Source organism: Mucilaginibacter sp. UYCu711 (assembly GCF_050433825.1).
GTDB lineage: Bacteria > Bacteroidota > Bacteroidia > Sphingobacteriales > Sphingobacteriaceae > Mucilaginibacter.
In genome coordinates, this window is sequence record NZ_JBNPWM010000010.1 from 255,248 (window position 1) to 281,159 (window position 25,912).

The 25,912-nt window shown below is 40.7% G+C and carries 33 protein-coding genes; 7 read left to right on the top strand and 26 right to left on the bottom strand.

Translation table 11 applies throughout. The annotated features are described in order from the left end of the window. Positions 1–118 precede the first annotated feature (118 nt). The 3 genes from ABIB50_RS21025 to ABIB50_RS21035 form a co-directional block, all read right to left on the bottom strand. Positions 119–1,285, bottom strand: a complete 1,167-nt coding sequence (locus ABIB50_RS21025) for a FecR family protein (protein WP_429382982.1) — start codon at positions 1,283–1,285, stop codon at positions 119–121. A 98-nt stretch (positions 1,286–1,383) separates the two neighbouring features. Then, positions 1,384–1,974 carry an RNA polymerase sigma factor gene (locus ABIB50_RS21030; protein WP_429382984.1) on the bottom strand — a complete coding sequence of 197 codons (591 nt, stop codon included), beginning with the start codon at positions 1,972–1,974 and terminating at the stop codon, positions 1,384–1,386. A 272-nt stretch (positions 1,975–2,246) separates the two neighbouring features. Continuing rightward, positions 2,247–2,948 carry an RraA family protein gene (locus tag ABIB50_RS21035; protein WP_429382985.1) on the bottom strand — a complete coding sequence of 234 codons (702 nt, stop codon included), beginning with the start codon at positions 2,946–2,948 and terminating at the stop codon, positions 2,247–2,249. A 1,112-nt stretch (positions 2,949–4,060) separates the two neighbouring features. Here ABIB50_RS21035 and ABIB50_RS21040 point away from each other — a divergent pair. Continuing rightward, positions 4,061–4,606 (top strand): hypothetical protein, encoded by a 546-nt coding sequence (locus tag ABIB50_RS21040; RefSeq protein ID WP_429382987.1) that lies wholly within the window; start codon positions 4,061–4,063, stop codon positions 4,604–4,606. A gap of 11 nt (positions 4,607–4,617) precedes the next feature. Here the strand turns inward: ABIB50_RS21040 and ABIB50_RS21045 are convergent, their stop codons facing one another. After that, positions 4,618–5,481 (bottom strand): DUF6602 domain-containing protein, encoded by an 864-nt coding sequence (locus ABIB50_RS21045; protein ID WP_429382989.1) that lies wholly within the window; start codon positions 5,479–5,481, stop codon positions 4,618–4,620. 318 nt (positions 5,482–5,799) lie between these two features. On the opposite strand from ABIB50_RS21045, the gene ABIB50_RS21050 reads away from it, so the two are divergent. Genes ABIB50_RS21050 through ABIB50_RS21065 form a run of 4 tightly spaced genes read left to right on the top strand, consistent with a single transcriptional unit; the run spans position 5,800 to position 10,983 of the window. Beyond that, positions 5,800–8,538 (top strand): sensor histidine kinase, encoded by a 2,739-nt coding sequence (locus ABIB50_RS21050; RefSeq protein WP_429382991.1) that lies wholly within the window; start codon positions 5,800–5,802, stop codon positions 8,536–8,538. Next, the gene (locus tag ABIB50_RS21055) at positions 8,531–9,415 is read left to right on the top strand and encodes a hypothetical protein (RefSeq protein ID WP_429382993.1); all 885 of its coding nucleotides are present in this window, start codon (positions 8,531–8,533) and stop codon (positions 9,413–9,415) included. The genes ABIB50_RS21050 and ABIB50_RS21055 overlap by 8 nt, the downstream gene beginning before the upstream one ends. 3 nt (positions 9,416–9,418) lie before the next feature. Beyond that, positions 9,419–9,946 carry a hypothetical protein gene (locus ABIB50_RS21060; RefSeq protein ID WP_429382995.1) on the top strand — a complete coding sequence of 176 codons (528 nt, stop codon included), beginning with the start codon at positions 9,419–9,421 and terminating at the stop codon, positions 9,944–9,946. A 2-nt stretch (positions 9,947–9,948) separates the two neighbouring features. Next, positions 9,949–10,983, top strand: a complete 1,035-nt coding sequence (locus tag ABIB50_RS21065) for a DNA cytosine methyltransferase (protein ID WP_429382997.1) — start codon at positions 9,949–9,951, stop codon at positions 10,981–10,983. Here the strand turns inward: ABIB50_RS21065 and ABIB50_RS21070 are convergent. Both ABIB50_RS21070 and ABIB50_RS21075 read right to left on the bottom strand, forming a co-directional pair. Beyond that, positions 10,956–11,360, bottom strand: coding sequence for a very short patch repair endonuclease (locus ABIB50_RS21070; protein ID WP_429382999.1), 405 nt, complete (start codon positions 11,358–11,360; stop codon positions 10,956–10,958). The genes ABIB50_RS21065 and ABIB50_RS21070 overlap by 28 nt on opposite strands. Continuing rightward, entirely contained in the window at positions 11,360–11,659 is a 300-nt protein-coding gene (locus ABIB50_RS21075) for a hypothetical protein (protein ID WP_429383001.1), read from the bottom strand. The genes ABIB50_RS21070 and ABIB50_RS21075 overlap by 1 nt, the downstream gene beginning before the upstream one ends. 35 nt (positions 11,660–11,694) lie before the next feature. Here ABIB50_RS21075 and ABIB50_RS21080 point away from each other — a divergent pair, with 35 nt between their 5' ends. Next, positions 11,695–11,937 (top strand): hypothetical protein, encoded by a 243-nt coding sequence (locus ABIB50_RS21080; RefSeq protein WP_429383003.1) that lies wholly within the window; start codon positions 11,695–11,697, stop codon positions 11,935–11,937. Between the two features lie 49 nt (positions 11,938–11,986). On the opposite strand, the gene ABIB50_RS21085 is transcribed toward ABIB50_RS21080, so the two are convergent. The 6 genes from ABIB50_RS21085 to ABIB50_RS21110 form a co-directional block, all read right to left on the bottom strand. Further along, positions 11,987–12,253, bottom strand: coding sequence for a hypothetical protein (locus tag ABIB50_RS21085; protein WP_429383005.1), 267 nt, complete (start codon positions 12,251–12,253; stop codon positions 11,987–11,989). A 40-nt stretch (positions 12,254–12,293) separates the two neighbouring features. Next, positions 12,294–12,740, bottom strand: a complete 447-nt coding sequence (locus tag ABIB50_RS21090; RefSeq protein ID WP_429383007.1) for a DUF6908 domain-containing protein — start codon at positions 12,738–12,740, stop codon at positions 12,294–12,296. Between the two features lie 38 nt (positions 12,741–12,778). After that, positions 12,779–13,270, bottom strand: coding sequence for a J domain-containing protein (locus ABIB50_RS21095; RefSeq protein ID WP_429383009.1), 492 nt, complete (start codon positions 13,268–13,270; stop codon positions 12,779–12,781). A gap of 11 nt (positions 13,271–13,281) precedes the next feature. Continuing rightward, positions 13,282–13,449, bottom strand: coding sequence for a hypothetical protein (locus tag ABIB50_RS21100; protein ID WP_429383011.1), 168 nt, complete (start codon positions 13,447–13,449; stop codon positions 13,282–13,284). Then, positions 13,439–13,573: a hypothetical protein gene (locus ABIB50_RS21105; RefSeq protein ID WP_429383013.1), complete on the bottom strand. Its 135-nt coding sequence runs from the start codon at positions 13,571–13,573 to the stop codon at positions 13,439–13,441. Before ABIB50_RS21105 ends, ABIB50_RS21100 begins: the two co-directional genes overlap by 11 nt. 73 nt (positions 13,574–13,646) lie before the next feature. Further along, positions 13,647–14,210 carry a hypothetical protein gene (locus tag ABIB50_RS21110; RefSeq protein ID WP_429383015.1) on the bottom strand — a complete coding sequence of 188 codons (564 nt, stop codon included), beginning with the start codon at positions 14,208–14,210 and terminating at the stop codon, positions 13,647–13,649. A 634-nt stretch (positions 14,211–14,844) separates the two neighbouring features. On the opposite strand from ABIB50_RS21110, the gene ABIB50_RS21115 reads away from it, so the two are divergent. Continuing rightward, complete coding sequence (locus ABIB50_RS21115) at positions 14,845–15,162, top strand: hypothetical protein (protein ID WP_429383017.1); 318 nt, start codon at positions 14,845–14,847, stop codon at positions 15,160–15,162. A gap of 54 nt (positions 15,163–15,216) precedes the next feature. Here the strand turns inward: ABIB50_RS21115 and ABIB50_RS21120 are convergent, their stop codons facing one another. The 14 genes from ABIB50_RS21120 to ABIB50_RS21185 all read right to left on the bottom strand — a co-directional run bounded on the left by ABIB50_RS21120 (position 15,217) and on the right by ABIB50_RS21185 (position 25,890). Continuing rightward, on the bottom strand, positions 15,217–15,390 hold the full coding sequence (locus ABIB50_RS21120; protein WP_429383019.1) for a histone H1: 174 nt from the start codon (positions 15,388–15,390) through the stop codon (positions 15,217–15,219). Positions 15,391–15,449: 59 nt separating this feature from the next. Beyond that, entirely contained in the window at positions 15,450–16,448 is a 999-nt protein-coding gene (locus tag ABIB50_RS21125) for a hypothetical protein (protein ID WP_429383021.1), read from the bottom strand. A gap of 44 nt (positions 16,449–16,492) precedes the next feature. Beyond that, a complete protein-coding gene (traM, locus tag ABIB50_RS21130) occupies positions 16,493–17,596 on the bottom strand; it encodes a conjugative transposon protein TraM (protein ID WP_429383022.1) in 1,104 nt (367 codons plus the stop codon). Between the two features lie 20 nt (positions 17,597–17,616). Continuing rightward, positions 17,617–17,823, bottom strand: coding sequence for a hypothetical protein (locus ABIB50_RS21135; protein ID WP_123204687.1), 207 nt, complete (start codon positions 17,821–17,823; stop codon positions 17,617–17,619). Position 17,824: 1 nt separating this feature from the next. Continuing rightward, on the bottom strand, positions 17,825–18,442 hold the full coding sequence (gene traK, locus ABIB50_RS21140) for a conjugative transposon protein TraK (RefSeq protein WP_429383025.1): 618 nt from the start codon (positions 18,440–18,442) through the stop codon (positions 17,825–17,827). Positions 18,443–18,453: 11 nt separating this feature from the next. Continuing rightward, positions 18,454–19,647 (bottom strand): conjugative transposon protein TraJ, encoded by a 1,194-nt coding sequence (gene traJ, locus ABIB50_RS21145; RefSeq protein WP_429383027.1) that lies wholly within the window; start codon positions 19,645–19,647, stop codon positions 18,454–18,456. Continuing rightward, positions 19,644–20,285 (bottom strand): TerB family tellurite resistance protein, encoded by a 642-nt coding sequence (locus ABIB50_RS21150; RefSeq protein WP_429383029.1) that lies wholly within the window; start codon positions 20,283–20,285, stop codon positions 19,644–19,646. Before ABIB50_RS21150 ends, traJ begins: the two co-directional genes overlap by 4 nt. Then, positions 20,272–20,934: a hypothetical protein gene (locus ABIB50_RS21155; protein WP_429383031.1), complete on the bottom strand. Its 663-nt coding sequence runs from the start codon at positions 20,932–20,934 to the stop codon at positions 20,272–20,274. The genes ABIB50_RS21150 and ABIB50_RS21155 overlap by 14 nt, the downstream gene beginning before the upstream one ends. Next, positions 20,921–21,565, bottom strand: coding sequence for a conjugal transfer protein TraI (locus tag ABIB50_RS21160; RefSeq protein WP_429383033.1), 645 nt, complete (start codon positions 21,563–21,565; stop codon positions 20,921–20,923). Before ABIB50_RS21160 ends, ABIB50_RS21155 begins: the two co-directional genes overlap by 14 nt. 107 nt (positions 21,566–21,672) lie before the next feature. After that, positions 21,673–22,059, bottom strand: a complete 387-nt coding sequence (locus ABIB50_RS21165; RefSeq protein WP_429383035.1) for a hypothetical protein — start codon at positions 22,057–22,059, stop codon at positions 21,673–21,675. A gap of 10 nt (positions 22,060–22,069) precedes the next feature. Continuing rightward, on the bottom strand, positions 22,070–24,538 hold the full coding sequence (locus ABIB50_RS21170; RefSeq protein ID WP_429383037.1) for a TraG family conjugative transposon ATPase: 2,469 nt from the start codon (positions 24,536–24,538) through the stop codon (positions 22,070–22,072). Continuing rightward, on the bottom strand, positions 24,538–24,861 hold the full coding sequence (locus tag ABIB50_RS21175) for a DUF4133 domain-containing protein (RefSeq protein WP_429383038.1): 324 nt from the start codon (positions 24,859–24,861) through the stop codon (positions 24,538–24,540). Before ABIB50_RS21175 ends, ABIB50_RS21170 begins: the two co-directional genes overlap by 1 nt. Before the next feature lie 98 nt (positions 24,862–24,959). Beyond that, entirely contained in the window at positions 24,960–25,307 is a 348-nt protein-coding gene (locus tag ABIB50_RS21180; protein ID WP_429383096.1) for a DUF4134 domain-containing protein, read from the bottom strand. A gap of 64 nt (positions 25,308–25,371) precedes the next feature. Next, positions 25,372–25,890 (bottom strand): hypothetical protein, encoded by a 519-nt coding sequence (locus tag ABIB50_RS21185; RefSeq protein WP_429383039.1) that lies wholly within the window; start codon positions 25,888–25,890, stop codon positions 25,372–25,374. Positions 25,891–25,912 lie beyond the last annotated feature (22 nt).

A 25,912-nucleotide genomic window follows, 5' to 3' on the forward strand; every position in this document is an offset into this window, starting at 1 on the left:
CGGGGTGCGTTTTTTATTTCAGATACCTGAGCCTAAGGCTTATGTGTGTAAATTTTCTTTCATAATGATTCGTCTAATGGTTAACAATTGATTTATATTTTAAGATATATGGATGGATTTATTTTCTCTGCTTAAAAACTTTAACCTTGCTACCTTCAACCAGGAAATCAACCTCTCCGGTTTTTCTGAAAAAATTTAAAACGGTTGCTAATTTTTTGGTGCGGCTAACAGCCCCTCCAAATTTTTTATTTTTCAGGCTATTATCTGTCCATACAAACTGCACATTATAAATGCGCGCCACCTCGGCCAAAATATTTTCAAGCGATTCATGATTAAAAACTATTTTGCCTTGCATCCAGGCGGTTGTAACTTCCAGATCGGCCTCATTAATTATTAGCTTACCGCCGCTTAATACTGCTTGTTCGCCAATTTTTAAGGCTATGGCTTTACCATCTTCGCCATCTTTAATATTAATGGCGCCTTCCAAAAGCGTTGTCTTTACTTTGTCGTTTAATCCGTATGCGTTTACGTTAAACTCGGTACCAAGGTCCTGGATTATCTCCTTTTTGGCTACTACATTAAATGGTTGCTTAGCGTTATGTTTTACCTTAAAATATACCTGGCCAGAAACGGATACATTACGACTATCGCCAGTAAATACAACAGGATAGGTAACACTTGAATTCACATCCAAATAAGCTACAGAACCATCTGCAAGCGTAATATCGAATTTAGATCCGCTATTGTTGGTAAGCGTGTGTATGGCAGATTGCTCTGCATCTGCCAATGTGGTGCTGTAATCTAAATTGTTGTTGGTATGATTAATTGCTGTACCATCATCTACTTTCATAAGGCCCTGGTGCTTTTGATCTATCCTGATATTTTTACCGTTGGCCAACATAAGTGTAACACCGTTTTGTACCGGTGCAATAAATTCGTTATGGCTTAAGGCCGGGGTGATTTTTACAGGCTTTTGGTTTAAAAAATAAGCACCTGCACAAAGTATTATTAGTATTGAAGCAGCGGTAGAGACACGCAACAACAACTTTTTTATTGGTTTTTGCTGCGGTTGCTCTAAAATAAAAGCTAACATATTCTCTTTACGCTCTGCATCTATCTGTTCAAGGTTGTTGGGCATTAGCTGCCATTCCCAATCTATCATCGCCTCTACGTGGTCTTTAAGGTTAGGGTCTGACAATAGCGATTGCCACTCTGAATACTCATCAGGAGTTAATGATTGGAGCCTGTGTTTTTTAAATAAGTAATGAAGCCTGGTTATAGTCATTTGTGGATAATGGAGTTTTATTTATTAGTGACTTTACACTAAAATAACACCCCCTTTATTAGTAAGACGGATGGCAGATAAAATAAGGGATATAAGAATTAAAGAATTTTGAAAATAATTAACAGGACAGCTACATCAGTATGAGTGCTGATGTAATTTCTAAGAAACCTAAGCGATAGTTTCATATATGTCTGTACGGTAAAAGGCGAAAGTTGCAGGCGCTCGGCAGCTTCTTCATATTTTAGCCCTTCCTGGTGGCATAGGGTATAAACGTAGCGGTGTTGTTCTGGCAGCAGGGCCAATCCTTTTGAAAGTACCTGTATGGTGTCGTTCAGGAAGATGTGCTCCTCTGTTTCGTTATGCAGTTCATTCCAGGTGTGTTTTAGCTCATTATATGCCTTAACAGTTAATTGCTGATGCCTTAATATATCAATAGCTTTATTGCGAGCCACAGTTTTTAAAAACGCTTCGATATTGTTAACGCTTTTTAGCTTGTACCCCATTTGCCATAGTTTTAGCATGGCTTCCTGTACTACCTCTTCGGCTAGTTCTTCTGAAAGTAAGATACGGAGAGAGAATGTATATAATTTAGCATTGTATTTTTCATAGATCAGCTTAAAAGCATGATGGTTACCTTGTGCTGCATTACGCAACAAATCCGCATCAGTATATAGCGATCTTATCTTCAAATCAGCTTAAATTACACTACATCAATATTCTATATATTATTAGAGAAGGCGTATTTATTTACCCTATTTATAGTTGGGCAACATCAAATTCTTTTAAAATAGTATCATGACTGATCTCGCCATGTAAATAATTTAGCACAAGTTTAACATGCCCTTAACAAATTTAATCCGATATGGCCAACATGAATGATACATTTTTTCATATTGCTGATATTCCTTTTCAATATCGGCTTACTTTCAATAATGTTTATTAAACCCGTTTATCCGGATACTTACATTATTTTATATTTTTCAAATGCAGCTTTGGCAGCCATACCCTCCTGCAAACTTTGTAGTACGGTACGTTCACCGCGCGCTTTTTCAATAGCACGCTTAAAAACCTCGTTTTCAATTTCTTGCGGAACTACACACACACCATCTATATCGCCCACTAAAATATCCCCAGGGCATACCCTCACCCCTTTTATACTCAATGGTACGCGGTAATCTATCACTTTACCTCGCGGCGCCTGGTCCTGGGCATAGCATCCGTACGAAAATACAGGAAAACCCACCGCACGTATACCATTGGTATCGCGCGAATACCCGTCTACTATGGCACCTGCCGCGCCAAGGTATTTGGCACGCACACTCATCAGTTCGCCCCATAATGCATAGGTTGGCGATGCCCCCGTGCACACATAAATTTCATTCTTTTTCAAGTCATCTAATGCTTCAAGCATTAAACCGAAAGGTTTATTAAGTGCGGTATTATTAACACTACTCTGGCTTACTATATCTGCCTCTACAACAGTCATTGCGCGGCCTACAATAAAATCACCCTCTGTGAGCGGCCTTAACTGCGGAGGCAAAAACTGATTCATATATCCTAATACATCCATAATATCGCCTATAACTGCGGTATAAAGTTCGTTACGGATGATATGAAAGAGTTCATCATCATTTTTCCAGGTTTTTTGCAGGTTTTGATTCATAAAATATTGCTTTGCTATGATGTAAAATTATACCGGCCGAGACTAAAATTGTAGAAGCAGCTTACCTTATTGATAAACTATTTTACCATTATTTTTTACCGGAAAGCAAATGCATGTTAATTTAATTTAATCGATGGCCATCTAATAATTATTGGGCGCTCTGGCTATGTATAATAAAGTCTTCGGAAATTCTGACTACGAAACCGATGAGCTTACTTTAAAAAAGCCTTTTTTGCTTATTGAAACGATTTAATAACACCAACCATACACTGAATTAATGAGGACAGAAAGAAAGTTTTATCAGAGAAATATCGGTAGCGGGGCAACTTAGCATTGGCGACGCAAAAAAACTGTTCGATAAGAATTATAAAAAGACTTAAAATATAGGATTTTAAAATCTCTTGTCTGGCCGGCATTAATGCCAACTGCGACAACAGCGAGAGCGAATTATAATAAAAAACCGCTTACAGGTTTTGTAAGCGGCTGATTATCGGGTGGAGAATATCGGAGAAGAGAGCGCCGTTATTGCATTACTCAAACTGCGTTTTTGATGCTCTGAGAGCGGTTTTTGATTTTTCATTTTGCAGTTTTTAGGGTGTTTTGGCAGAGTTTTGACAGTGTTTTTTACCGAAAATCGATGTTAAAATCGTCGTTTTAAATATCAGAAACGCGGTTTTTGAACTGTCCCAAAAATCTACCTTTCTTAAAAATAACAAATTTCCGGCAATTTTTATCATTTTTTTTCCATTCTCCACGATTTTTCGTGAAGAAATTTTGTGCCTTCCACAGTTAAATAGTCAAAAAAAACACATCAAAAGTCGGACAAAACTCTGCCATAAATGTTGCAGAAAAACCGTCAAATGTCTGCCAAAACATTGTTAAAAAACTCTATCAAAAGTCCGGCAAAACTCTGCCAAAACTATGGCAAAACTCCGTCAAAAGTGTGGCAAAACGCTGCATAAATCATTAAAAAACAGCTATTAATGGTACTGCAATAATCAATTATTATCCACTTAGCTAAGGAATCGTTAACGCTCGGATACCGCCTGATCCTTAAAGAAGTATTGTTGGGTATTAAAATTTCGTAATTTGCGTAAACCTAAATTTTTGCAATGCAAGTAAGATTTACACAAGCTCAACTAACTAATCTTTTTAAAACGTCGAGTGACACCTTTTTTCAAAAAGAAACTGCACACATATTAAGTGGTGTTGCGGAAAGAAGCCTTTGTTCCCGATTGGCAATATATCTTGAACAACTGATGCCTGGATTTGGAATTGAGGGTTATTATGCTGATACCGAATACAACCGCAAACAGGACGGCCAAATTAAAACTATTTTAGATGATGAAATGGAAGTTGTTGTTATCAATTGCGATCTTATTATACATAGTAGAGGAAATGAAGTCCCGGATAACTTGATAGCTGTTGAAATGAAAAAGTCAAGTCGTCCAGCTTCAGAAAAACTTAGTGATAGAAAACGTCTTAGGGCTTTGACAAAAAAGAATGATGTTTGGTCTTACGATGGAAAAGCACAACCAGAACAGGTTAGCGGCTACGTCATTGGCATTTATATGGAACTTGATCTAAAAAACAGAAAATGCATTTTTGAAAAGTATAAAGGTGGGGATTTAATAAATAATTGGGCCAGAAATTTCTAATATTGTGCAATCTAACCGTCTAATCTAAAGCTATCGCCGGATTTGATGACCTTTGTCATTTTGAAAGCTATTTTGCCAGGGTTCCAAGGACGTACATGAAGTTTACCATCAATTAATCTGTCAGTTGTGTAAGTGTCCGTTAGATAGTAGCCAATTCTGGGAATCCCCCTGCTTTCTTCTGTTCGTGGAAGGTCCTGAACAGTGGTTGCTAAAAAACTGATAATTTCTTCGTGTACATCATTTGTCTCATCATAGCTTAGGTGTATCCACCCTTGGTGGGTAAAACAAAAGGAACCTTTTCCAGCAAGGCACACGTGTGAAATGATTGGATTGGAATTCCAATTCGGGTCGATAGTTTTATAGGTGTTTAAAAATGATTCCGGGGTATAATTTTTCAAATCGGTTTTAAATATAAAAAGGCGATAATGGGGATTTACAACAATTTGCGGAAGGGGTATATGATTACTATCGTGATCCCCACTTGTTAAGGACAAATTACTGTCAATAGCAATAAATTTTTTATAAGCATCTTCGATGTTCCTTTTTGAAAACGTACTTTTTACTTCGATACAACTTAAGACTGATTCGATAGGAAATATAGCAAGATTATCATTTGAAGAAAAAAAGACCGGTGGGTGCAAATTTTTACTGTAAATGCAGATATCGATTTCATTTGATATCGTCCCGGCATAATCAATAACCTTTCCGGTGCCCATAGAAAAACGCTGATTAAGCATCGGCTCAAGTAAGTCGTGGACAACTATTTCACGCAGCCTACCAATCAAAAACGGGTGCTTGATAGCCGATGCACTAATAGCATTCGCTAATCCCTTTTTTATATTATCATTTAAAATTGTTCGGTAATAGGCATTCATATCTCGAAGATATATTTTTCATGTGACATTAAGCACTGCTTAATATTGGGATTTATAGGTTGGAGATCCTCATTTCACCATACTCTACAAAGGCATCAATGCTATTAAAACTCATAAACTCGCCTCTAAATAAACAAATACATTAATATTTGATGCCTGAAATAACTTAATTAAAAAGCCACAGGTAAATAAATTACTATCAATAATCGCTCGGTAAAGTTTGCGACATGCTATAATTCAATAATTATCAATAAATTTAGATGTTTATTACAAAGTGTTGTACCTAACCAATTGAGTAGCTTTGCAAACATTTTATTTATGACCGAAAGAAACTGCTTAATTCTTACTCAATACAGAATCACAAGTGACTACAACGACTTTATTGGCAAATACTACCATTTCCCGGCTAATTCAACTAAAAATTACTTAGCACAATTTGAAAATTTACCTATTGAATTTGTTTATTATGAACCTGAAAAGCACGGTGAAGGTAAATTTTTCGGATATGGTATTATCAAAAAAAGACCATTTGAAGATAAACGGGAAGAAGGTTTTTATTTTGTTGAAATAGAGGACTATAAAAATTTCGCTACTCCTGTTTATTTTAAAAATGACGACGGTATCATATTAGAAAAAATACTCAATCCTGAATTTTATAATTACAACAACGCTGTAAGAAAAACCACTCCGCAGTTTATTGATGAAATATGTCTTGATGGTGGCATACTTTTGAATTTCAAAGCTGATGCCCATTTAGTCCAAGTATTAGGCGAACAATTAATCGCATCTGAAAGAGTTGGAATTTTGGAATTAGTAAAGAACGGATTCGATGCCGGTGCTTCTTATTGCAATGTAACAATTGAAAACGTCCCCAATTTACCTCGCCTACCTAACGCCCTTTTTGAATACCCTGATTTCCCTGGCCCCGTTATCATCATTGACGACGATGGAAGTGGGATGACAAAAGAACAAATTGAACTTGGTTGGTTACGACCGGCATCAACAATTAAAACTAATGTTAAAGAGAGGATTAAGCAGGAACGCGAGAAAGCTACAAGGGAAGGAAAATTAGATACATTTAACGCTTTATACGAAGTTATAAAGTCAGAAAATAAAGGAAGGATTCCGCTTGGAGAAAAAGGCGTAGGCCGCTTCGCAAGTCACCGTTTGGGTAAAAACCTGGTTATTACCACGAAAGTTGCGGAATTTAATTATGAGTACGTTCTAAAAATCAATTGGGACGATTTTAATATCACTCAAGGTCTTTTTAAAAATCTGGACGATATTAAGGTAAGTTTATCAAGACAGCCTCTTTCCAGAGATTATGGCGAAAAAAACAGCGGAACACGGTTAATCATCTATGGTGGCCGTGATGGTTTTGAATTGACAGAATCGGAAATAAAGGAAATTAATCGTACAATATTAAAATTAAACTCCCCCAATCCTCATCCAAATACTCCGGCACCTGAATTTAAAGCATCATTTTTCTGTCCGCAGGTTAAAGATTTAGATGAACAAATCATATATCAAAAATATGATCCGGTATTTCAAATATTTGGATTAGTAGATGAATGGGGAATATTCAATTATAATTACTCCTTTACCCCACCTTATAATGTACCATTAGCAGCCTTCAATTATGAGGATCAAAAACTCGATTTAAAAACACTTAATAGCAATCATTGGCTTCATATTATCGAAGGCAGGCGTTTGTGGAGAAAGCCCGCATCAGGACCCTTTTTTATTCATATTGATGTATGGCATAGGGACAACCCGTGGATGTCTAATACAAGCGATGATAGAGAATTTAAGTCTTACCTCGAAAGATATGGTGGAATTTCAATATATCGAGACGGCATAAACGTATTCCCTGCTGAGTGGGGCACGGAAACAGATTGGTTGGGACTGAAACAAAGACAAGTTAAACAGAGCTATAGGATGTCCTATTATCACATGATAGGCAATATCGAGATAGATCAATCCACGAATATGGATTTGGTTGACAAAACCAATCGTGAGGGCATGATTAAAAATCGGGCATTTGCTGATTTAACTGATCTAGTAAGATCTGTAACCTACTTTGTAGAAAATGACTATATCGGTAAACGAAACGAATATAAAAATTTAAGCGGCGATACGATAAGAGATCCACGCCGGCTAAAGACGTTTTCAAAACAATCATCGCAAATCATTCAAAATATAGTTGATAACAATTACGATGTTGCGGTGGATCAATATCAATTATTTTCGAATATAGAAGACTTGGGTAACTTGAATGAAAGAAGCGGAAAATTAGTTGAACTTTCTAAATCATTAAAGAACCTTGAAGATAACTTAAAACAGATACAGGAAATTCAAGATATATTAACCGAACAGGCCGGGTTTGGCTTAGGGATCGCGGTAGCATTACATGAAATTAGTAAAACAACCTCTAATTTCTATTACGGAATATTAGAAGTTATAAAAGAGGGTAAATTAGATGCAGATAAACTGGAAGAGCTTAAAGACACGTCCAAATCACTGGAATCAGAATTATTGCGTTTAAGCCCCCTGAGAGCCCTTAGAAATGAAGACCCAGTAGAATTCCGTGTATCAACTTCAGTAACGTATGTGTTATCGGTATTTCGAAGAAGATTCCAAACCTTAAATATTGATTTTGATTATAACAAAGATCACGACTTTTCAATTCTTGCAAGATATGGCGCTTTAAATCAGATATTAACTAATTTACTTGATAATTCATGCTATTGGATGGATAAGCCGGAGATCACTGATAGAAAAATCAGGATATATATTAATTCTGCTGATCGAACAATTACTGTGGCAGACAATGGCCCAGGAATACACGATAGTATGATGTCATATTTATTTCAACCGGGAGCAAGTTTAAAATTTCCACCAAGTGGTTTAGGCTTGTATGTCTGCAAACATTATTTAAACCTTATGAAAAAACGAGGGGATATTTATTTAGCAAAACAGCGTGACAAAATTCAAGGTTTAACCGGCGCACAATTTATTCTTGATTTTTCACAAGTAATCAGTACAGAAAATGACTAAACACTCAATCAACATCTTCTTACTTGATGATGAATTCCCCGTTTTCAAAGATTTTATAGAGAAAGGGATATATAACGAAGCAATAAGTGCAGAAAACCTTTATCATTTGGCAATTACCCAAGATTGGAAGACTTTAAGCTATCTACAGCAATTAATTAAAGATATTGTAACCAGCAAACCTTGTACAGATGGCTTGATAAATCTATTTGGATTTACCAAACCACCGCAAGCATTATCTTCAATAGATGATGGTTTATTGCCGGACGTTATTATATATGATTGGGAATATGGTATGCCGGGTATAGATTCTCAAAATTGGCTATTAGAAATTTTGGCATCATCAACTGCGTTTGTTTTCGTTTACTCTAAAGTCAGGAATGATATACCAGCATTCTTAAACAAAAAAGAATTTCAACCTTATGCTAATAGATTTCAATTATTTTTGAAGGGAAGCACCACTCATTCCATATTTACCTCTGAAGAATTTATATTTCAATATATAATTGGAAAAGCTACAAGTAGCGGAAAAATTAAAATCCAAGGATTTGATGTTGAATTTACTTCTAACGATTATCTGTCCGAAGCGTCCGATTTGTTACACCTTGAAAGGCTATTGGGAAAGCTGTATTTGTTAGAAGAATTTAAAAAATTAGATTTTGACTTAAACCAAAAGACAATTGAAAAAATCCTTGAAGATTCTGATAAATACATTTTCCTCAGTGAAGAAAAAAAACTATTAATAAGCCCTGATGAAACCGCATTACTATCAAAATTAAAAGATGTGATTAAGCTATCCTATAAAGATGCGGCCAAACAATATTCAATTCAACAATTAAACGAAACATTAGAGAAGGGATTAGTACTAATCAATATTTAATTTATGCCAGCCTTAACCGACAATCACAAAAAAATCTTAGGACCACTAATTAAACCATTTCAACGGAGTGGTTCAAAATCAATCGAAACAGATCTACTTACAGGAGAAGATAGCAATGAACCTTTTCTCAATTTTATTCACGATGGAATCGAGAATAATCATCCTATCGGGTATGTTGAAATTACCGAAGATGAATTGGATACATACCAAATTCTTAATTATGGAAGCTATGCTGAAAAGTGCTTTCTATGGGTAATTGATGATATTAGCATAAAAATAATGTGGGAGAAAACAAGCAACGTTTTGCGATCAGAAGCACGACCTGAAAAACCGTACGTTTGCCATACTAATATTACGGGATGCAAGGAAGCTTATATCGGAGGAGAAATGTATTTTTGCACTAACGGAAACATCTATATTAATTTCAAATCAGATCGTTACGGAAGTGTGGATGTCGACGCGAAAAAAGCAATGGCTAAAGAATATATGGAGTTTGTAAATTATAAAAATGTTATCTTAATAGGTGAATAGTGATGGAAATGTTATCTATTGATTTATTTAGCGGTTGCGGAGGCTTAACCCAGGGAATGCATCAAGCTGGCTTTAAAACAAAAGTAGCTGTTGAGTTGGTTGAAAATGCTGCCGCGGCTTTTTCGCTCAATCACCCGGAAACTAAAGTTATCAAGAAAAATATAAGGGTAATTACTAAAGATGAAATTGGCCTTGCTTTAAATGGACAGCGTATGCACCTACTTGCAGGTTGTCCGCCTTGTCAAGGATTTTCCTCAATTAGACGCTTAAACAGAGGTAGTGTTAAAGATGATCGTAATGATTTGGTCTTAGAATATTTAAGATTTGTAAAGGAACACTTGCCTTATACAATTATGATGGAAAATGTACCAGCATTATTAGAATATGATTTATTTCAGCAGGTAGTCAAAGAGTTAAAAGAAATTGGGTATTATATAGATGTCGAAGTAGTTAATGTTAAAAACTACGGAGTTCCTCAAAGTCGCAGAAGATTGGTAATGGTAGGCTCATTATTAGGGCCTATTAAGGTTGCTAAAGGAAGCAATGAAAAAGTCACTGTAAGAGATGTTATAGGTGATCTTGAATCTATGATAACTACTGACGATGCAATCCATAAAATCACGGCTAAACACACCGATGATGTTATGGAAAGGATAAAACTTACGCCAAAAAATGGAGGTAGTTCAAAGGATCTGCCAGAAAGCTACACATTAGCTTGTCACAAAAAAGCAAATGTTGGATTTAACGATGTCTATGGTCGTTTAAGATGGGATGATTATTCTACAACAATAACCGGTGGATGTCTAAATCCTTCTAAAGGACGTTTTTTACACCCTGAAGAAGATCGCGTTATTACACCGAGAGAAGCCGCATTATTACAATCTTTTCCAAAAGATTATAAATTTCCTTCGAATATACCCAAACAAGCTTTAGCCCTACTTATAGGCAACGCTTTACCACCTAAGTTTAGCTATGCGCAATCGTTAAATATCAAAAATCACATAGAAAGCTATTTGGGCAATTCTGATATTAATTGATTTTGCCAATCTCCCTTTAAATCACATTGCCAAATGGTAATAACTTTCCATTTGGCAATTATTAAAGCATCATAAACTTTTACGTCGTTAGCTCTGTTTTTATTGATTTTTTCACTCCACCACTCAGTTCGAGTATTGGGAAGTTTGGCTTTTTTGCAACCGGCATGACCATGCCAAAAACAACCGTTAACAAATATTACAGTACGATATTTGGGTAATACCAAGTCGGGTTTTCCCGGTAACGTAGTATCGTGAAGCTTATATCTGTATCCTTTAGAAAATAGAAACTTCCTAACCATCAATTCGGGCTTAGTGTCCTTAGCCCTTATGCGGGACATATTGTAACTTCTCTTTTCTTTAGAATGGATATCTGTCATTAATCGGGTTTGTCTGCACTTTCAGAAGGTAGAGGCATGTATAAACCTAAGCCTGTATTTTTTAAATAAATCTCCTGCATTAAATCGTATATATCGATTCCCACGCTTTCGCAAATATTAAATGATTTGTGCATCAAATTATTTCTAACAGCAGCATCCTTTGAGGTATAGGTATCTTCCCCTGTTTTAGAATTTATATATTGAGTAAAATCCTCATCAGGGTGGGCATTTACACCTTCCGTCACAAGGCTTTTAAAGAAGGAAACCACATCTTCGATAGTCAAAATATCTGCAATCATAATATAAATCTAACGAAATTTGCTTAACTTTAAGTATGAGTTTCTGGAAAAATTCGGGGTATGACTACCAATCTTTAACAAATCTTTCAGAGGAAAAATTAATACTGCTTGCCAACGGGATGAGCCGGGAAGATATTATTGAATGGTTAGCCTGGAATGATCCGAACGGCATTTACCATGATGAACATTCTTTAAAGGAATTGGGAAATACAATGTCCCGTTCGGAGGGTTTGGAAATTTTACTCAGGCAGGTAGAGGAAAACAAGGTTGTGATTTAACACTTTAATAAAATTGTGCAACACCTATTACATGGCATTGCACAATTTATTAATTATTCCAGCTTGCAATATATTGTTGTAAATCCTCACCTACTACGGTAAGGTTACTTTTTGAAACTTTACGTTTTTCAGCTTTTGAAGCGTCTTTGATGTTCCGTTGTAAATCTTTGAGTTTAACAATTTCGATTGCATCAGCATCATTTATAACAGTAGGGTCTTCGGTTACGATGTAAACATCGTCCGTCCTTTCATCGTCAAGGCGGATAATAGTTTTACATACCTGCCCGGCCCGTGTTGGAATTACTTGTGTTTCCATAAACAAACTTATTAAATATTGTGGTAATCTGTTCTTAATTTTACCGGCCACTTCTTAAAAATCCCTGTAGTTTAATATTGCTTAACCACATATCTGCAAATTCGGCATGGTCGGCCTGCATATCTTTATGTACATTACCCATGACCTGGTTGCTAAACTCTATACTTTCCTGATATATGCCTAAATTACCTTGCTGGAACATAAAGGGTGCAATGGTGACTTTTACCAGTTCTTCGGTTTGCTCTGTGCGGTCAAACCAAATTAAAAAGCACATTTCAGGATCCTGCATCAGGTCACCGTTTTGTTCGTAATAATGGCAAAGACTGTAAGCACAACCTACGCCCATCGGTATAATAATATCCTCACCGATTTTTTCAATGGTCAAGGGCATAAAAGGTTCATTGATGATTTTCAAATGTTCGTTGCCGTTCATTATTTCCATAAGACGGAAAAATATGGCGGTGCTGTTTTGATTTAATGTTTTCATAAAAATGCGCCCTTTGAACGGTTGCGCCTCCGATTTAATCAGTTTCTCAAAAATTGATGCTTGGGGCGGCTGGTGGTGTTACTGTTAATAACCTCACTACCATATTTTTCGCGGATTTCATCAAGGCTCTTTTTACCACCCTTGCTCACTTTGTATTCAGCTGTGCGGAAATACCACGCTACTTTTTTAGAAGCAAATAAAAATCCAGCTGCTTTTAGGATTTCCTTATTCGGTCGGGTGTTACCCGTTACCCAAATCCATGCGCCGACCAACTCTATCAAAATACCGTCTAAATATATAATGCCCTCAATAGCCTTGCGGTACGCTTCCGATGATAGGATCTCGTTTTCTGTTTCTTCATCGGATAAGTTAGCGCCCTTGATCGCTTTGGCAGAGGCGAAAGCATAAGCCCTATTAATTTCCTGCATGGTTGCCGTATCGCCCCCTAAATCGGGATGATGCAGTTTAGCCAGTCGTTTATATTCGGACTTTACTTCGTCTATCGTTTTACACTCGTTAAACCATTTCATAAGCTTGTTAATTAGTTGTCCTGATGTGTTTTAAGAATTTCGGTTTTCAGCACTTTTACATTTGCTGTACTTAGGATATTTAAAACCGTATTGGTTTCTATCTCCCTTACCGCATCGTTAATCTGTAAATGGCCGGTTTCAACGATCAGCCGTACAATGAGCAATATTTTATCCTGCATGGCTGTAACTGTTTAAGAAGTTATTAAACTCGGAATTAAAAACTGCGGGGTCGCTGATGGCCAAATCTTCGGCATACCCAACCCAAAATAGTTGGTCGGTCAGCTCTATAAATAGTTCGTACATTTGCTTCGGATTTACTGTAGGTGAATTTAAAGTAAGCCCCCTTTAGTGTTTTGGGAAAGGGGGCTTTACTGTTTTAAGCAGGTATGATAATTTCGGCTTCTATCTCCGCAATTTTTTCAACACACAGGTTATTAACAAACTGCGCCGATTGTTGAATAAGGTTTGCGTTCTTCGTGCTGAAAGTACGCCCCTGATCGTCCCTGATAATGAGTTCGCAACCCTGCAAGCTGTTTGCGCCTGTTTCCTCGCTCACTTCTTCCTGCTTCACTACAAAGTCGTCCAGATTGGCAACAATGGTTTGCATCCTGTTACGGTACTGGATTTTGCGGTTCAGGTCTAATACCACCTTTACTGTGCTGTCTAAATTCATTACCGGTTTAACGGACTGCGGTTTCGCTGGCGTCTCGTCGGCTTTTGGGGCTTCCGTTTTCGGTGCATCGCTCTTGGCCTGTTCTTCCTGTACCTTGTTTTTATCCTCTTTATCCTTTACCTCTGCGCTATCCTTATTAACAGGGTTGCTATTGACAAAGGCCACTTTGTTTTTATCGGCGGTTACAGGGTTAGCGGTGGTTGCCGTTCCGTTATTTGATGCACTGTTGTTTTTTGCTTCGTTGATTTTTGCTTCGTTGATTTTCATGATTTCTATTTTTTAATGTTCCTGATTTTAATACTATTGACGTGACAGGTCGGCGGTTGCTGTGTTGTCCGTTCGGTGGCGCTCTTCCTTTTATGTTTTTCATACTGGTACTTTTTGTTCGTTTTTAAAGTGGCTCGCTACGCTCGCTCGCTTTTTATTAAGCACCTCACCTGAATAAGCCGGCTGTAAAGGCAAGACTTTTGAAAAAAAAATACACTCGGAAACAAACCCGCCGGAGGCATCCAATGAAAAAAGCGAGGAAGATTTTTTTTACAAAACCGGAGGCCCGGTCTTGACGTGCAGCAGGCTTTCCAGAAATTTGTTTAATAAAATGTCGGGTAAGCGCCTAAAAAATCACATAAGAGAGACCTAAAAAAGCGAAGCCGTAAAAAGAAAAGCCAGTGGTGTGCGGAAGTATGAAGCACATGACTGGCAGCAAAGGGTAAGCTGGTGAATAAGCGGGCGGTGCCTATGGCCCGGACGCGTTGAACCTGCTGACCGTTATAGCATTTACAGGTACTAAGGTTGTGGATAAATTATCTTTTTTATAACCCGGTAATTGACCCGGCAAGTGCTTATTATTGTTTTAATTCCCCTCAATTAGAAACCATAATTAAAACATTTTTTTAAACTCATGAAAGACAAAGAGATAACTGACGCGATCAAAAACAAACGGTGGGTTAAGATCCAATATCACGAAGATAACGACACCCATATATCTATCAAACCGATATTTACAGGTGATTCGTCGTATGGCGACTATTTTGTTTATGCCTGGGCATGGCATTCCGGCCAGCCTGGTTATTACCGCTTTGACCTTGAAAAAATCCACAAAGTAGTTCTGATGGAAAAGGGATTTGAAGATGACAGCGAAAAGGGTTTTAAATTTGAATATCCAAGCTGGGTAGGGCAGTTACATGATTACCGGGACGACTACCTTACATGGATCTAAAGGCAAAGGCCTGGTCAAAATAACCAGGCCTTTAAAAAGCTTTTATTTTACTTGTTAGCTTTTTTTAATTTTTGATACCTCAACACGGATGGTATTAGCAGTTTGTTTTATTTGCTGCATAGCGGCTCTTAATCGCCTGCCTGCGGTGTTGTTACCTTTTTCGTAAAACTTTACCGCGTCGGTTTCAGCTGTCAATACGATGTTTTTCAACTCCTGGAAATTTTTCATAATGTTGTTTTTAAATTAAAAAATGTGTTTGTTATTATTTAATGAGTATTTCTAACTGCTCAACGGATACCCCGGCTTTGGCCATGTTGCTGTGCTTTATCCTGGGATTGGGCTTTACTTTGGTTTTGGGTGTTGTTAACTGTGGCGGTTTTAGTGAACTGCTCCCGTTTTAATGCGGCACCTTTTTCGCTAAAGAAATTCAGTTTGCCGTAGCGGGGAACGACCTCGGCCATCACTTTGGCTTCTTTGCCGTCCTTACCTGTGGCGGTTACTGCAACACGGTCGCCGTTGCTCATGGCTTTCATGATCTCGGCTTTCTTTTCGGGTTCAGCCAGTTCTTTGATCTTATAAGCATTCAGTGTTTTTTCCATATCAAAGCCATAGGTCGGATGATGAAACTGCTTAAATTTATGGTTGCCGAAATCGTCTTTTTTGACATCAAAATCCAACCGCATCCAGGCTTTATAAGAATCCCCGTCCCTGGTCATCATATCATTACGGAACACAGTTCTGTCCTGTACGAGGTTAGCCGCCTGATTTGCGGAAAACCCTTTACCATCCTTCAGATAAAAGGTCTGGCTTACCGCCGGGCTGAAATACGCCTGCCTGAAATCGGGATTGATAAAGTTTACTTTACCATCTTTCATAGAAGCCAGGTTTTGTTTGGCTTCCACACTTTCGCCTACGGCCAGTTCACTGGTGCCTTTTTGTTTTTTAAAGAAATCAAGCGCCTCATTCGGACTGTCAAAGTTCTTAACCAGGAATTTATCAGGTTTATCTTTATCGGCAGAAATGACCATGTACTGCTGGTTTTCTACGGTTGGCGGCACTTTACCGGCAGTTACTTCAAACTTGTTAAATGAATAGTTGTCCGACTGTCCCGACTTTTTAAAGTGCAGGGTCATATCAACCATGCCTTTATCGCCGGGGAACTGGTCTTTTAATGTGAAATAGCCCGGTAAAGCTTTCATATTCTTTTCCAGTTCATCGGCTACCTTTGGGTTAAACCCCATGCTTCTGACCTCCTGTTGGAGATCCTGTAAATTGTTCAAATTCATAATATTGGTTGTTTATCTATGGGTAAATAATAATCGTTTAGCTCTTAGCGGATCTTATTATCGTTGTTGCGAAGCAAGACCTGCCTGCTATCCTCCAGTTTTACTTTTACCCGCTTAACCTTTTTACCGAGCAAAGATTTGGCAGCGCTGATCCCGGCCCCGGCGGCCTGTGTAGCCAGTGATTGATCCATGGAGAGGAATTGCATACTTTGCAAAGCATCATCTGTACCGCTGCCTGCGGCTTCGGCTAACTCTGCCTCCGGTGCATTCAAGCCGATAATGCCATCTAAAGAATAAACCGTGAGGTTAACGGGGACAATGGCGGTGCCGATCCTGATGTTTTTAATATCCAGTAATAAGCGCTGGTTAACAATGGTACAGTTACCAAAAAGCAGTTGCCCTTTGTTAAAAACCATGCCTTTCAAATGCATCGTATCAGTCAACCTCAATTTAACAACACCGCCCTGCAACACTTTTTGTGAACCGTCAATAACTGCCGGGATAGCTTTAAAAGCAGTATCCTTTAGGAGTGGTAAACTTGCTTTCAGGTTACTCAATGCAAGGCCAGGGTTTTGGATAGCCTGAATCTTATCCAGCAAAGTGCCCAATTGCTGCATTTCGGGATCTTCGGTTTTACCCTGTTGCACAGATTTCAATAGCTTTTCCAGCTTTTCGGTATTAGGGTCTGTTACTTGCTGAACGGCTGCGGGCTTAACCACCGGCTCCGGACGGTTGACCTCCTGCCTGATCTGTGCCAGTTTTTGCCTGATGTCCTGCTCGTGGTCGTCTGCCGTTATTCCCTGCTGGTTTATGGTTGACAACTGGCCGGCCTTTTCATCCTTAAACCCAAAAGAGGGGCTAACTGTGTTGTTAGATGCCGATACCGAATCTTTTGCCATTTGGTCATAAAGCCCCATTTTGGTTTGCTGTTTTTCGTTCTTGAACTGCGCTTCCGGTAATTGGGTGTTAATGCCTTGTTGCTTAAGCGTTGCGCTTGCATCGCCCTTACCACCGCCTAAAGCATAAAAGCCTAACGTGAGGAATGGCAGGATCAATAATGGCAGGACAAGCATGAATTTCCGGTGCTTCTCCTGTTGCTGGGTGTTGACTACGGTGTTTTGTTTCATAATGGTGTTTTTTTGCTGCATAGCAGCGGTTTTAAATTCTGTTAATAAATAGCCCTGATCAAAAGGCCAAAGCTTAAAGCCCCGAGCAGCAGGCAGATCAGTAATAAGAAAAGCACTTTGGAAGCCCTGTTCCAATGCTGCGTTTTCCGGTCGAGGTGATCAGCCAGTTGCCTGTGCCGTTTTTGGATGGCGGTTTTAAACCACGATCTCATCGGTGCAGTTACCTGCCATTTACCTATTGCTTTCATCTTATTTGCTTTGGGTGGACAGATCTTTGTTTTCCAGCGTTTCCCATTTTTCGATGAGGAAACCGTGCGGGTTGTTATCGCTCCGCGATACATTCCGCAAAAAACCCTGTGTGACCAGGCTGCGGGTTACGGTCGATGTAGAACGGATCAGCCTTTCCGTAGCAAAGCATTTGAAGTAATAGGGATATTGGTTAATGTCCAGCGCGATGCTGTCTACATCTACCTGCTGGCTGATATTACCGGAGATCAGGTTGGCATAATAACCGCTTTCCTTCAGGTTGCTGTAAGCCGTTTTTGCAGAACCATCAGCCATATACAAAGCTTTGGTGATATTGGCCTCGATAACCTTATCATCAGGATCAAGGGTAAAAAAGTCATGGTGGAACATCTTAACATGATCCCTGATCTCTACTGGTATATTATCCTTCCGGTCTGCGGCATAAGCTTCCAAAGCCTTGCCGTTTGCCAGTATATAAATATGGTTCTTGTAATTGTCCGAACTCTGATAGCTTTTCCAAACGGCAAAGCAGGAGATCAGGACACAAGCGCCGATCAGCAAATAGCTGAATAGTTTAATGTGCTTAAAAGCACTGTCGATATTTCTGAGTTGTGTAAACATACGTCTGAGGTTTATTTGCCTGATAACTTGTCTTTTTGATAGCTGTCTTTACCACCACCCTGGTAACCATCTTTGATATAACCCGGCGTTTTCAGGATATTAACAGCTCCGCTTGCCATCCGTGATCCGGCGGCGCTGCCTGCACTACCGGCCATTGCAGCGGAGGTACTAACCGTTGTACTGGCTATCGAACTCACCCTTTGCAGCATTCCATTATGGCCATGCGCATGTACCACGAAATTGGCTACGGTCGGTACAGAGAAATACCCTACAATTCCAATCAAGAGAAATATCAGGTAAGCCGTATCGGTCTGGTTAAAGAAAGTATCCCCCGCACTTTGGATCTGCGCAATATCCATTTTGAGCATTTCCTGCTGTATCTGCCCAATGATACTGCCGAAGATATTGGCAATAGGCAGCCATAGGAAGATATTGATATACCGCGCGAACCACTGGGTCAGGCTATGCTGGAAACCATCGAATACAGATAAGCCGAACACCAGCGGCCCCAATATGGCCAATACGATCAGGAAGAACACCCGCAGGGTATTGATACATAAGGACGATGCCGCATAAACCACCTCCAATACTTCGCTCAACCATTGCTTGATGCTGTTGCGGAAATTATACGATTGCTTATCCAGGAAGAATTTCACATCATTACCCAAGCCGTCAATAATTCCCTCATTATTACCATCAGGATCATCGGGGTGCGTATATTTGTACCATTTTTCCTGGGAACCGTTCCCATCATCACCAACATAGATCTGGTACATTGTGCTGTTCTTTACCGCATCCTGTTTCTGTTTGAGTAACTGCGTAATAGCGGAATTACTGTCTTTAACCATCCCGTTGGTAACCTCCACGACCGGCTGTAAAACTCCGTTCATCACCGGGATCACCAAAGTTTGAAACAGGCCGATAGCGATGCCCAAAGCAAATGGCCGGATCAAAGGGTAGAATTCTATCGGTTCCGCGTGGGCGATCTGTTTCCAAACCCTTGAACCGATATACCAAAGCGCGGCAAAGCCTGCGATACCCTGGGCAACATCGATCAGTTTAGCGCATAAGGGTAGCATTTGTTTGTAGACATTATCCAATACCGGCTGCATACCGGTCAGGGTGTCGGTAATGCCCTCGGCGTGAACTAAACAGGGAGCCAGTAATAACAGGGCAAGGCCCGTTAACATTTTTAGTTTTTTCATGGCTTGTACAAATTTTGAAGGGTTTGCGTTTCGTTAACTTGTTTTTGCCGCTGGGCCTGTAATATGCCCGTCCGGCTGTTGAAACTCCGCAGGAATTGCAACTTGTCGTTAGTGTCCAGGTAGATCCGGTCGATGGCGCTCAACCGCTCATCATCCGACATGCGTAACTTTGATGCGGTCAGTACATCGGCCAGATCAGCCGCATTATGCAAAGCTGCACTGGTCAGCCGTTCATAGATGTTGCTGATATAGTCCAATTCGCTCACACTGAACCTGCCACTGTTTCGGAAACGGCTGTAAGCCTTTTTGTATTCCGATAGGATATTGCTTTCATCGGCAATGATATCTGCCACCCGTGCGTACTTCCTTACCTCGGGGCTAACCTGTAACAGGCCGTCCAGGAACACTTCATGCAGGTTGAAATTGCCCTGTGTCAGGTTCTTCACTGTACCGTAGCCTTTGGTCAGGATGGTGTAGCCATCGTACATTTCGTTCAGGATACTTTTGAACTGCGCCAGTTTAGCCACATCCAGCAACAATTGCTGGATCTCGAAAGATTGCGCTTTGGCTGGGCTAACGTTCAGCGCGGATAGCGCAAGGCAAAACAATCCTGCCATCAACGCTTTAATTGATCTCATAAAACCTCCTTTCTGTTTGTAATTGTTGTAATTGCTGTTGTTTTTGAAGCAGCAGGGTTTTAACCTGGTTACAATAGGATAGCGTAAAGGCAAACTTGTCTTTCATGCTGTCATAGAGCTGATCCAGCCTTTTGATCCGCTCATCGTCGGTCATTTCCGCTTTCCCGTTTACGGCGATCAGTTCCAGCTCCTGCAAATCCCGGTTACATTCGGTTAATACCTTTTGCAGCACGGCATTGATATAAACCCGGTTATCCGCGGTTAAACCGGCCAGGTTTTTTAGGTGGTCAAATTGCCCCGGAATGGCATCGGCATATTCAGGGATCGCCTTGAATTTTGGGCTGTCACGAATAACCGGGTTGACCGTTTTTAAAGCATCGTAATGATCCTTATGCAGGTTCAGTTCCCCGTTCTTCCAGTCACCGATAACACCCAAACCTTTTTGTGAGATATTATAGCCCTGCTTCAGGTAACCGTAATAAACCTGGGCGGCGACGATCTGCTGTTCCAGGTATTTGATCTGGGTACTTTTCTGCGACCACCATTCAGCAAAAGTTTGTGCCTTAACAGCGGAAGACAAACAAAGCAAAAGCAGAAGCCCGCCTAACCCCCTGAAGGGGGAGTTTTTGAACTGCTTAATTGATACCATAGTACTTTTTTAAGGTGAGCGTTTCGTTTTCAGTCCTGGCCCGCTGCACGCTGAGCATGTAGTTTTGGTTATTGAAGCGGTGCAGGTCGCTGCAATTGTCATCCATGCGGTTAGCTGCGGCGTTGATCAGTTCCAGCCTTTTGGCATCACTCATTTCCGTTTGAAAGGATTTAATGACCAGCATAATTTCGTCCAGGTTTTTTACGCTTTCTTCCAGGATGCCGCGATAGACTTTCTGCATATAGGTCAGTTCATCCCCGCTGAAATGTTTATCGTTGCGCAACAGTCCCCAAGCATGGTTGTACTCGTTCAATAGGCTGGTTTGCTTATTGGTCATATCTTTAATCCGCTCATAATAAGCGATCACGGTTTTTACCGTTTGCAACTCCTTGTAATACTTGCCATAGAGGTCTTTTTGCTTCTGTGACCAGTCCGAGATCTCATCAAGCTTGAATTTGTGCAACTGGTTCTCGACCGTCTTTTGCGCATTTTGCAGCCAGATGGTTTGATTTTGCAGGCGTTGCACCTTCAGGTCAATCGCTTTGATCACTTTGGTAATGGCCGCTTTGATCACATCGGCAATAATAAATTGCGCATCGGCATTTTTGGGCAATGCCACGAATAAGGTCATTGCGGATAATGGTAGGATCACCATATATTTCTTCATAAGCCCCCCTTACCCCCCAAAGAGGGTGTTTTAATTGGTTTGAAAATTTGTTGATTAATTTTAGCCAGGTTTTATAGCTTCCAGTATTCGCTTACCCCGTTCAGCAGGTTCCGTTTATCCGGCTGAAAAATGGGAAAGGTATGGGTTTGCATTACCTCCAGGATCTGCTTTTGGCTATCCCATGAGCCTGAAAGGTGTTTCACCTGGTGCTGCAAGGCTTGCAGCTTACCGTCAGTTATCCGGCGATAACCCATTTTGCGGGTAATGAGATAGATGTTATCGGTACTCTTAGCCTTTGCAATGATCAAGGTATCATTGGCAACACTGTAGCCGCTCTGTGCCTGGTTCACATAGATGCCGGGGATAAAGTCAGCAATAGCATTACTATTTGTATGATTACTATTACAGCCTATAAAGGCCATGCCTGCAATGGCAAGCATTAAAATAATTCTTTTCATCTGGTTAGATTTAATGTTTACTAATTGATTTGCTGTACTTTTCGCGGATCAAAAGGGCGATACCCTTTTCCATATCACCATTGCAGCGGGCGGTATATTCCTCGACCATCATTTTTTCGGATTCTTCCGTGGTGTAGGCCAGGTATTCGGCAACGGATAATTCGTTACGGTACACTTTGAGTTCCTGCCCGCCCTGGTCAATGAACACCTCGCGGTACATCCGGCCTTTTTCATTGGCTTTATTGACCGACAAAAGCAAGGTTTTAGCTTTCTCGGATAAGCCTAAAGCATCCTGCAACCGGTCAAACTTGTTCATGAACTTACGCATATCCAGCAGCAGTTTGGTATCGGACATATTGATCACCGTTTCTTTGATAATAGGTGAACTCAATAAGTCGTCTACCTCCTGCGTGATCAACGCGGCTATCCCGTTGAACTTACGGATGGTCTTAAAAAGATACTTAATAAAATTGGCCATACCAGACTTCGCTATTGCGATCCAGGCTTCATCTATCGCCAGGATCTTGCGCTTTCCTTTCAGCTTTCGCATTTTAGAGATAAACATTTCCATGATAATGATCGTCACAACCGGGAACAAAACCTCGTGCCCCTTGATCGCGTCCAGCTCAAATACAATAAAGCGCTCATTCAGCAGGTCAAGGTTTTCGGTCGCATTCAGCAGGTAATCAAATTCACCGCCTTTGTAATAAGGGTTCAACACATACAGCAGGTTGCCCATGTCAAAATCCTTTTCCTTCACCTTACCATTCTCCATCACCTGCATGTATTCCAGCATCAGGAAATCATAAAAGGTATTGAAACAGGGAAACAATAGCGGGTTCTTTTTCAGGTGTTCATAGTATAGGGTAATAGCTCCGGAGATGGCCACATACTCCGAACGATTATAACGTTCATCTTCCCGCTTCCACAAGGCCAGCAACAGCGTTTTCAGGCTTTCTTTCTTTTCAATGTCCAGCACTTCGCCTTTACCGATGTAAAAAGGATTGAATTTGATCGGGTTTTCTTCCGTATAGGTAAAGTAATAGCCCTTTACCAGCGTACATAAACCCTTGTAACTACCACCAATGTCAATGGTCACGCAATGCGTACCTTCATCATAAAGCGTTCGGAGCATGTGGTTCATCGTCATGGATTTACCACCACCCGAACCGCCGCAAATGAACAGGTTACGGTTAGTCACCAAACCCGTTTTCATCGGCTTATCAAACAGGTCAACATAGACCGGCCTGCCGTGGCTGCGTTCACCGAAGCGGATACCCTTACCATCCGAACTGCAATTGCCCTCCATATTCATAAAGCAGGTGGCCTGTTCCACGAACGTATCAAAGGTGTCATTCATGGGAAAGTCGGCAGCATTGCCAGGTAGACCCGCCCACCAGATCTGCGCGGCCCCATCCGTTTCCTGCCGGGCAACCGCATCCATCTGCGCCATTGCTGAACCTACCTTATTGCGGATCGGCTGTAACTGTGTAACATCATCTGTCCAGGCCATCACATTGAAGTGCGCCTTTACCGGTAAGCGTTGCTCACTGATCGCCTCGTTCAAAAAATCTGATGTGGCATCCCTGGCTATGGCATTTTCCCGGCTGTAAGCGGATAAGGACTGTAAGCGCAAGCGCTTTTTCTCCATACCTTTTAAGGTAGCCTGCGCGTCACCTATAAAAATGTATTGATTATACAGGTGGTTACAATCTAACAGTAACCCGATAGGAGAGGCAAAGCCGATGCTGAAATTGCTTTTATCTGTACTGTACTTATCATAGTTTACCCGGCTGCCGCAAAGCGATGGCAGATCTTCCACATCCGATAGGGTGAATAGCTGGCAATGGTTATCACCGACCCTGATCTCGTCCTTCAGATGAACATCTTTCAACATCGGCTTTTCATCCGGCGAAAGCAGGAAGCAATAAGATTCAATGATCCCGGCTTTACTCTTTGTCCCGGCCAGTTCATCATCGGTCAACCGTTTTAAATGGAGGTAACCGCTATCCGAAAGGATCTGCTCAAATGCCCCGACCTTTTCCATAAAGTCCAGGAACAATTTTTCGTCCGTGGTTTGCTTTGGAACAACCCTTTTGCGCATTAAACCGGAATAACCGCTGTTGGCCACTTTACGGTCGTCCGGCTTTTTGGTCAGCATAATATAACAGGTATGCTCCAGGTAAGGACGGCCTTCAAAATGGGCTTCACCTGTTTGCGCCAGGTAACCCGTATCGGCCTCAGCTCTGGCCCGGTGTTTTGCCTTGATGAAAATATCCTGTTTGTGAAACACGGTATTTTTAGGCAATACCTTCAACCCTTTAACCAATACATGGTGCGCCCCCTCATAATCATCAGCGGAAGCGGTGAAAATATCCTTATGGGTTACTTTAAAAACCACCGTGATATCGCCCTGCACCGACACGATGCAATCGTTCTCCACTTTATAAACCGGCAATATGTTTTCAATATTTACCATTATTTCTTCTTTAATAAATTAATAAATGACCGCCTTGTCCTGAATTTCAGGTAGGTGGGAATGCTTCGTTTAGCACTTTTTTTCAATAAACCGTACTGGCCGTACTTGTGGCTCATGCGGAATATGGCCGTTAACAGCACTGTTCCTAAACCACCGATCAGCACCAGGCAGATGTAATTATTCAGCCCGCTGATATACAAGACGGCATAAAGGATCAGCAGGCAAAGCAGGCCGCCACCCAGGTAACCGATGTATTGCGCTTTCAGACCTTTGAACATTAAAGGTTTGTTTATCCCCTTGTTGATCTCATATACTGAACTCATTTTTTAACTCCTTTCCGGCCTTCGGCACCGTCCCCAAACGGGGACGGATACTGAAATGCCATTTTATGGATGATTATTTATGTTTACACTCAACCGGCTTATAAGCCAAAGAACGATTTGATCACGGTCGCTACCACTACCAAAAAGATACAGGAACCGAACCAGGCCGCCGCTACACGGTTGGTATCCGGCTCCCCGGCGTTCCACTTCGAGTACACTTTAATAGCGCCAATGATGCCGACAACGGCACCGATAGCATACATCAAGTTGCATCCCGTATCAAAATATCCCTTGACCATCGTGGTCGCCTGGGTTATTCCCGCATTGCCATCCTGGGCCAAGGCATTAGTGGCGTTAAAGAACAGGTCTAAGGCATTCGCGATGAATAATGCCAGTAATAATTTCGCCGCGTTTTGCTTTTTAGGGCTGATGAATTGATTTTTCATTGTTATGTTTTTGAAGTTCACTGAATTGATTGATTACCGTTTTCCTGCGGGGGATAAGCTTGATTTAGCTGATCCAGAGTTGGTACAATTCTTCTTCAGTTAATTCAAAAGGCACGTTTTCAATGATCCAATCATTGATCGCTTCCAGGTGGCGGCTTTCCGCGATCTGCGGATACTTGCAGGAAACCAGTTTAAACAAGCCGATAAAATCCTCCTTTGTTCCCTCGCCGGATGCTACCGTTTCGATCACCGTTTTGATCTCTTCCAAAACATCCGGCACCAGGCCCTGCAATTCTTCGCTTTCGTCGGCAACGCTTGTTTCCGGTTCAAAACCCTTTTCCGAATCCGGGCCAAAATGCAGCTCATCGCTGTCTACAGTACTCACCCCGTATTCTTCGGCGGATCTGCCTAACATATCGCCCGGCTCCTCCTCCTCAAAATCCCGGTGTTCCAGCGGCTCAGGCGGCTGTACGGAATCATCGGCGGGTTTCTTAAAATACTTCAGCCAGACGACCGCGTACCAGACCAGTAAAAATGCAACGACAACAACCGTGTACTGCTGCCAGGTGATTTGATGTAACATAAATTTGTTGGTTTAAACCTGC

Coding starts and splice junctions, on each gene's coding strand:
- ABIB50_RS21025 (WP_429382982.1), bottom strand. CDS start 1,285: ATGACTATAACCAGGCTTCATTACTTATTTAAAAAACACAGGCTCCAA.
- ABIB50_RS21035 (WP_429382985.1), bottom strand. CDS start 2,948: ATGAATCAAAACCTGCAAAAAACCTGGAAAAATGATGATGAACTCTTT.
- ABIB50_RS21040 (WP_429382987.1), top strand. CDS start 4,061: ATGCAAGTAAGATTTACACAAGCTCAACTAACTAATCTTTTTAAAACG.
- ABIB50_RS21045 (WP_429382989.1), bottom strand. CDS start 5,481: ATGAATGCCTATTACCGAACAATTTTAAATGATAATATAAAAAAGGGA.
- ABIB50_RS21050 (WP_429382991.1), top strand. CDS start 5,800: ATGACCGAAAGAAACTGCTTAATTCTTACTCAATACAGAATCACAAGT.
- ABIB50_RS21055 (WP_429382993.1), top strand. CDS start 8,531: ATGACTAAACACTCAATCAACATCTTCTTACTTGATGATGAATTCCCC.
- ABIB50_RS21060 (WP_429382995.1), top strand. CDS start 9,419: ATGCCAGCCTTAACCGACAATCACAAAAAAATCTTAGGACCACTAATT.
- ABIB50_RS21065 (WP_429382997.1), top strand. CDS start 9,949: ATGGAAATGTTATCTATTGATTTATTTAGCGGTTGCGGAGGCTTAACC.
- ABIB50_RS21070 (WP_429382999.1), bottom strand. CDS start 11,360: ATGACAGATATCCATTCTAAAGAAAAGAGAAGTTACAATATGTCCCGC.
- ABIB50_RS21075 (WP_429383001.1), bottom strand. CDS start 11,659: ATGATTGCAGATATTTTGACTATCGAAGATGTGGTTTCCTTCTTTAAA.
- ABIB50_RS21080 (WP_429383003.1), top strand. CDS start 11,695: ATGAGTTTCTGGAAAAATTCGGGGTATGACTACCAATCTTTAACAAAT.
- ABIB50_RS21085 (WP_429383005.1), bottom strand. CDS start 12,253: ATGGAAACACAAGTAATTCCAACACGGGCCGGGCAGGTATGTAAAACT.
- ABIB50_RS21090 (WP_429383007.1), bottom strand. CDS start 12,740: ATGAAAACATTAAATCAAAACAGCACCGCCATATTTTTCCGTCTTATG.
- ABIB50_RS21095 (WP_429383009.1), bottom strand. CDS start 13,270: ATGAAATGGTTTAACGAGTGTAAAACGATAGACGAAGTAAAGTCCGAA.
- ABIB50_RS21100 (WP_429383011.1), bottom strand. CDS start 13,449: ATGCAGGATAAAATATTGCTCATTGTACGGCTGATCGTTGAAACCGGC.
- ABIB50_RS21105 (WP_429383013.1), bottom strand. CDS start 13,573: ATGTACGAACTATTTATAGAGCTGACCGACCAACTATTTTGGGTTGGG.
- ABIB50_RS21110 (WP_429383015.1), bottom strand. CDS start 14,210: ATGAAAATCAACGAAGCAAAAATCAACGAAGCAAAAAACAACAGTGCA.
- ABIB50_RS21115 (WP_429383017.1), top strand. CDS start 14,845: ATGAAAGACAAAGAGATAACTGACGCGATCAAAAACAAACGGTGGGTT.
- ABIB50_RS21120 (WP_429383019.1), bottom strand. CDS start 15,390: ATGAAAAATTTCCAGGAGTTGAAAAACATCGTATTGACAGCTGAAACC.
- ABIB50_RS21125 (WP_429383021.1), bottom strand. CDS start 16,448: ATGAATTTGAACAATTTACAGGATCTCCAACAGGAGGTCAGAAGCATG.
- traM (WP_429383022.1), bottom strand. CDS start 17,596: ATGCAGCAAAAAAACACCATTATGAAACAAAACACCGTAGTCAACACC.
- ABIB50_RS21135 (WP_123204687.1), bottom strand. CDS start 17,823: ATGAAAGCAATAGGTAAATGGCAGGTAACTGCACCGATGAGATCGTGG.
- traK (WP_429383025.1), bottom strand. CDS start 18,442: ATGTTTACACAACTCAGAAATATCGACAGTGCTTTTAAGCACATTAAA.
- traJ (WP_429383027.1), bottom strand. CDS start 19,647: ATGAAAAAACTAAAAATGTTAACGGGCCTTGCCCTGTTATTACTGGCT.
- ABIB50_RS21150 (WP_429383029.1), bottom strand. CDS start 20,285: ATGAGATCAATTAAAGCGTTGATGGCAGGATTGTTTTGCCTTGCGCTA.
- ABIB50_RS21155 (WP_429383031.1), bottom strand. CDS start 20,934: ATGGTATCAATTAAGCAGTTCAAAAACTCCCCCTTCAGGGGGTTAGGC.
- ABIB50_RS21160 (WP_429383033.1), bottom strand. CDS start 21,565: ATGACCTTATTCGTGGCATTGCCCAAAAATGCCGATGCGCAATTTATT.
- ABIB50_RS21165 (WP_429383035.1), bottom strand. CDS start 22,059: ATGAAAAGAATTATTTTAATGCTTGCCATTGCAGGCATGGCCTTTATA.
- ABIB50_RS21170 (WP_429383037.1), bottom strand. CDS start 24,538: ATGGTAAATATTGAAAACATATTGCCGGTTTATAAAGTGGAGAACGAT.
- ABIB50_RS21175 (WP_429383038.1), bottom strand. CDS start 24,861: ATGAGTTCAGTATATGAGATCAACAAGGGGATAAACAAACCTTTAATG.
- ABIB50_RS21180 (WP_429383096.1), bottom strand. CDS start 25,307: ATGAAAAATCAATTCATCAGCCCTAAAAAGCAAAACGCGGCGAAATTA.
- ABIB50_RS21185 (WP_429383039.1), bottom strand. CDS start 25,890: ATGTTACATCAAATCACCTGGCAGCAGTACACGGTTGTTGTCGTTGCA.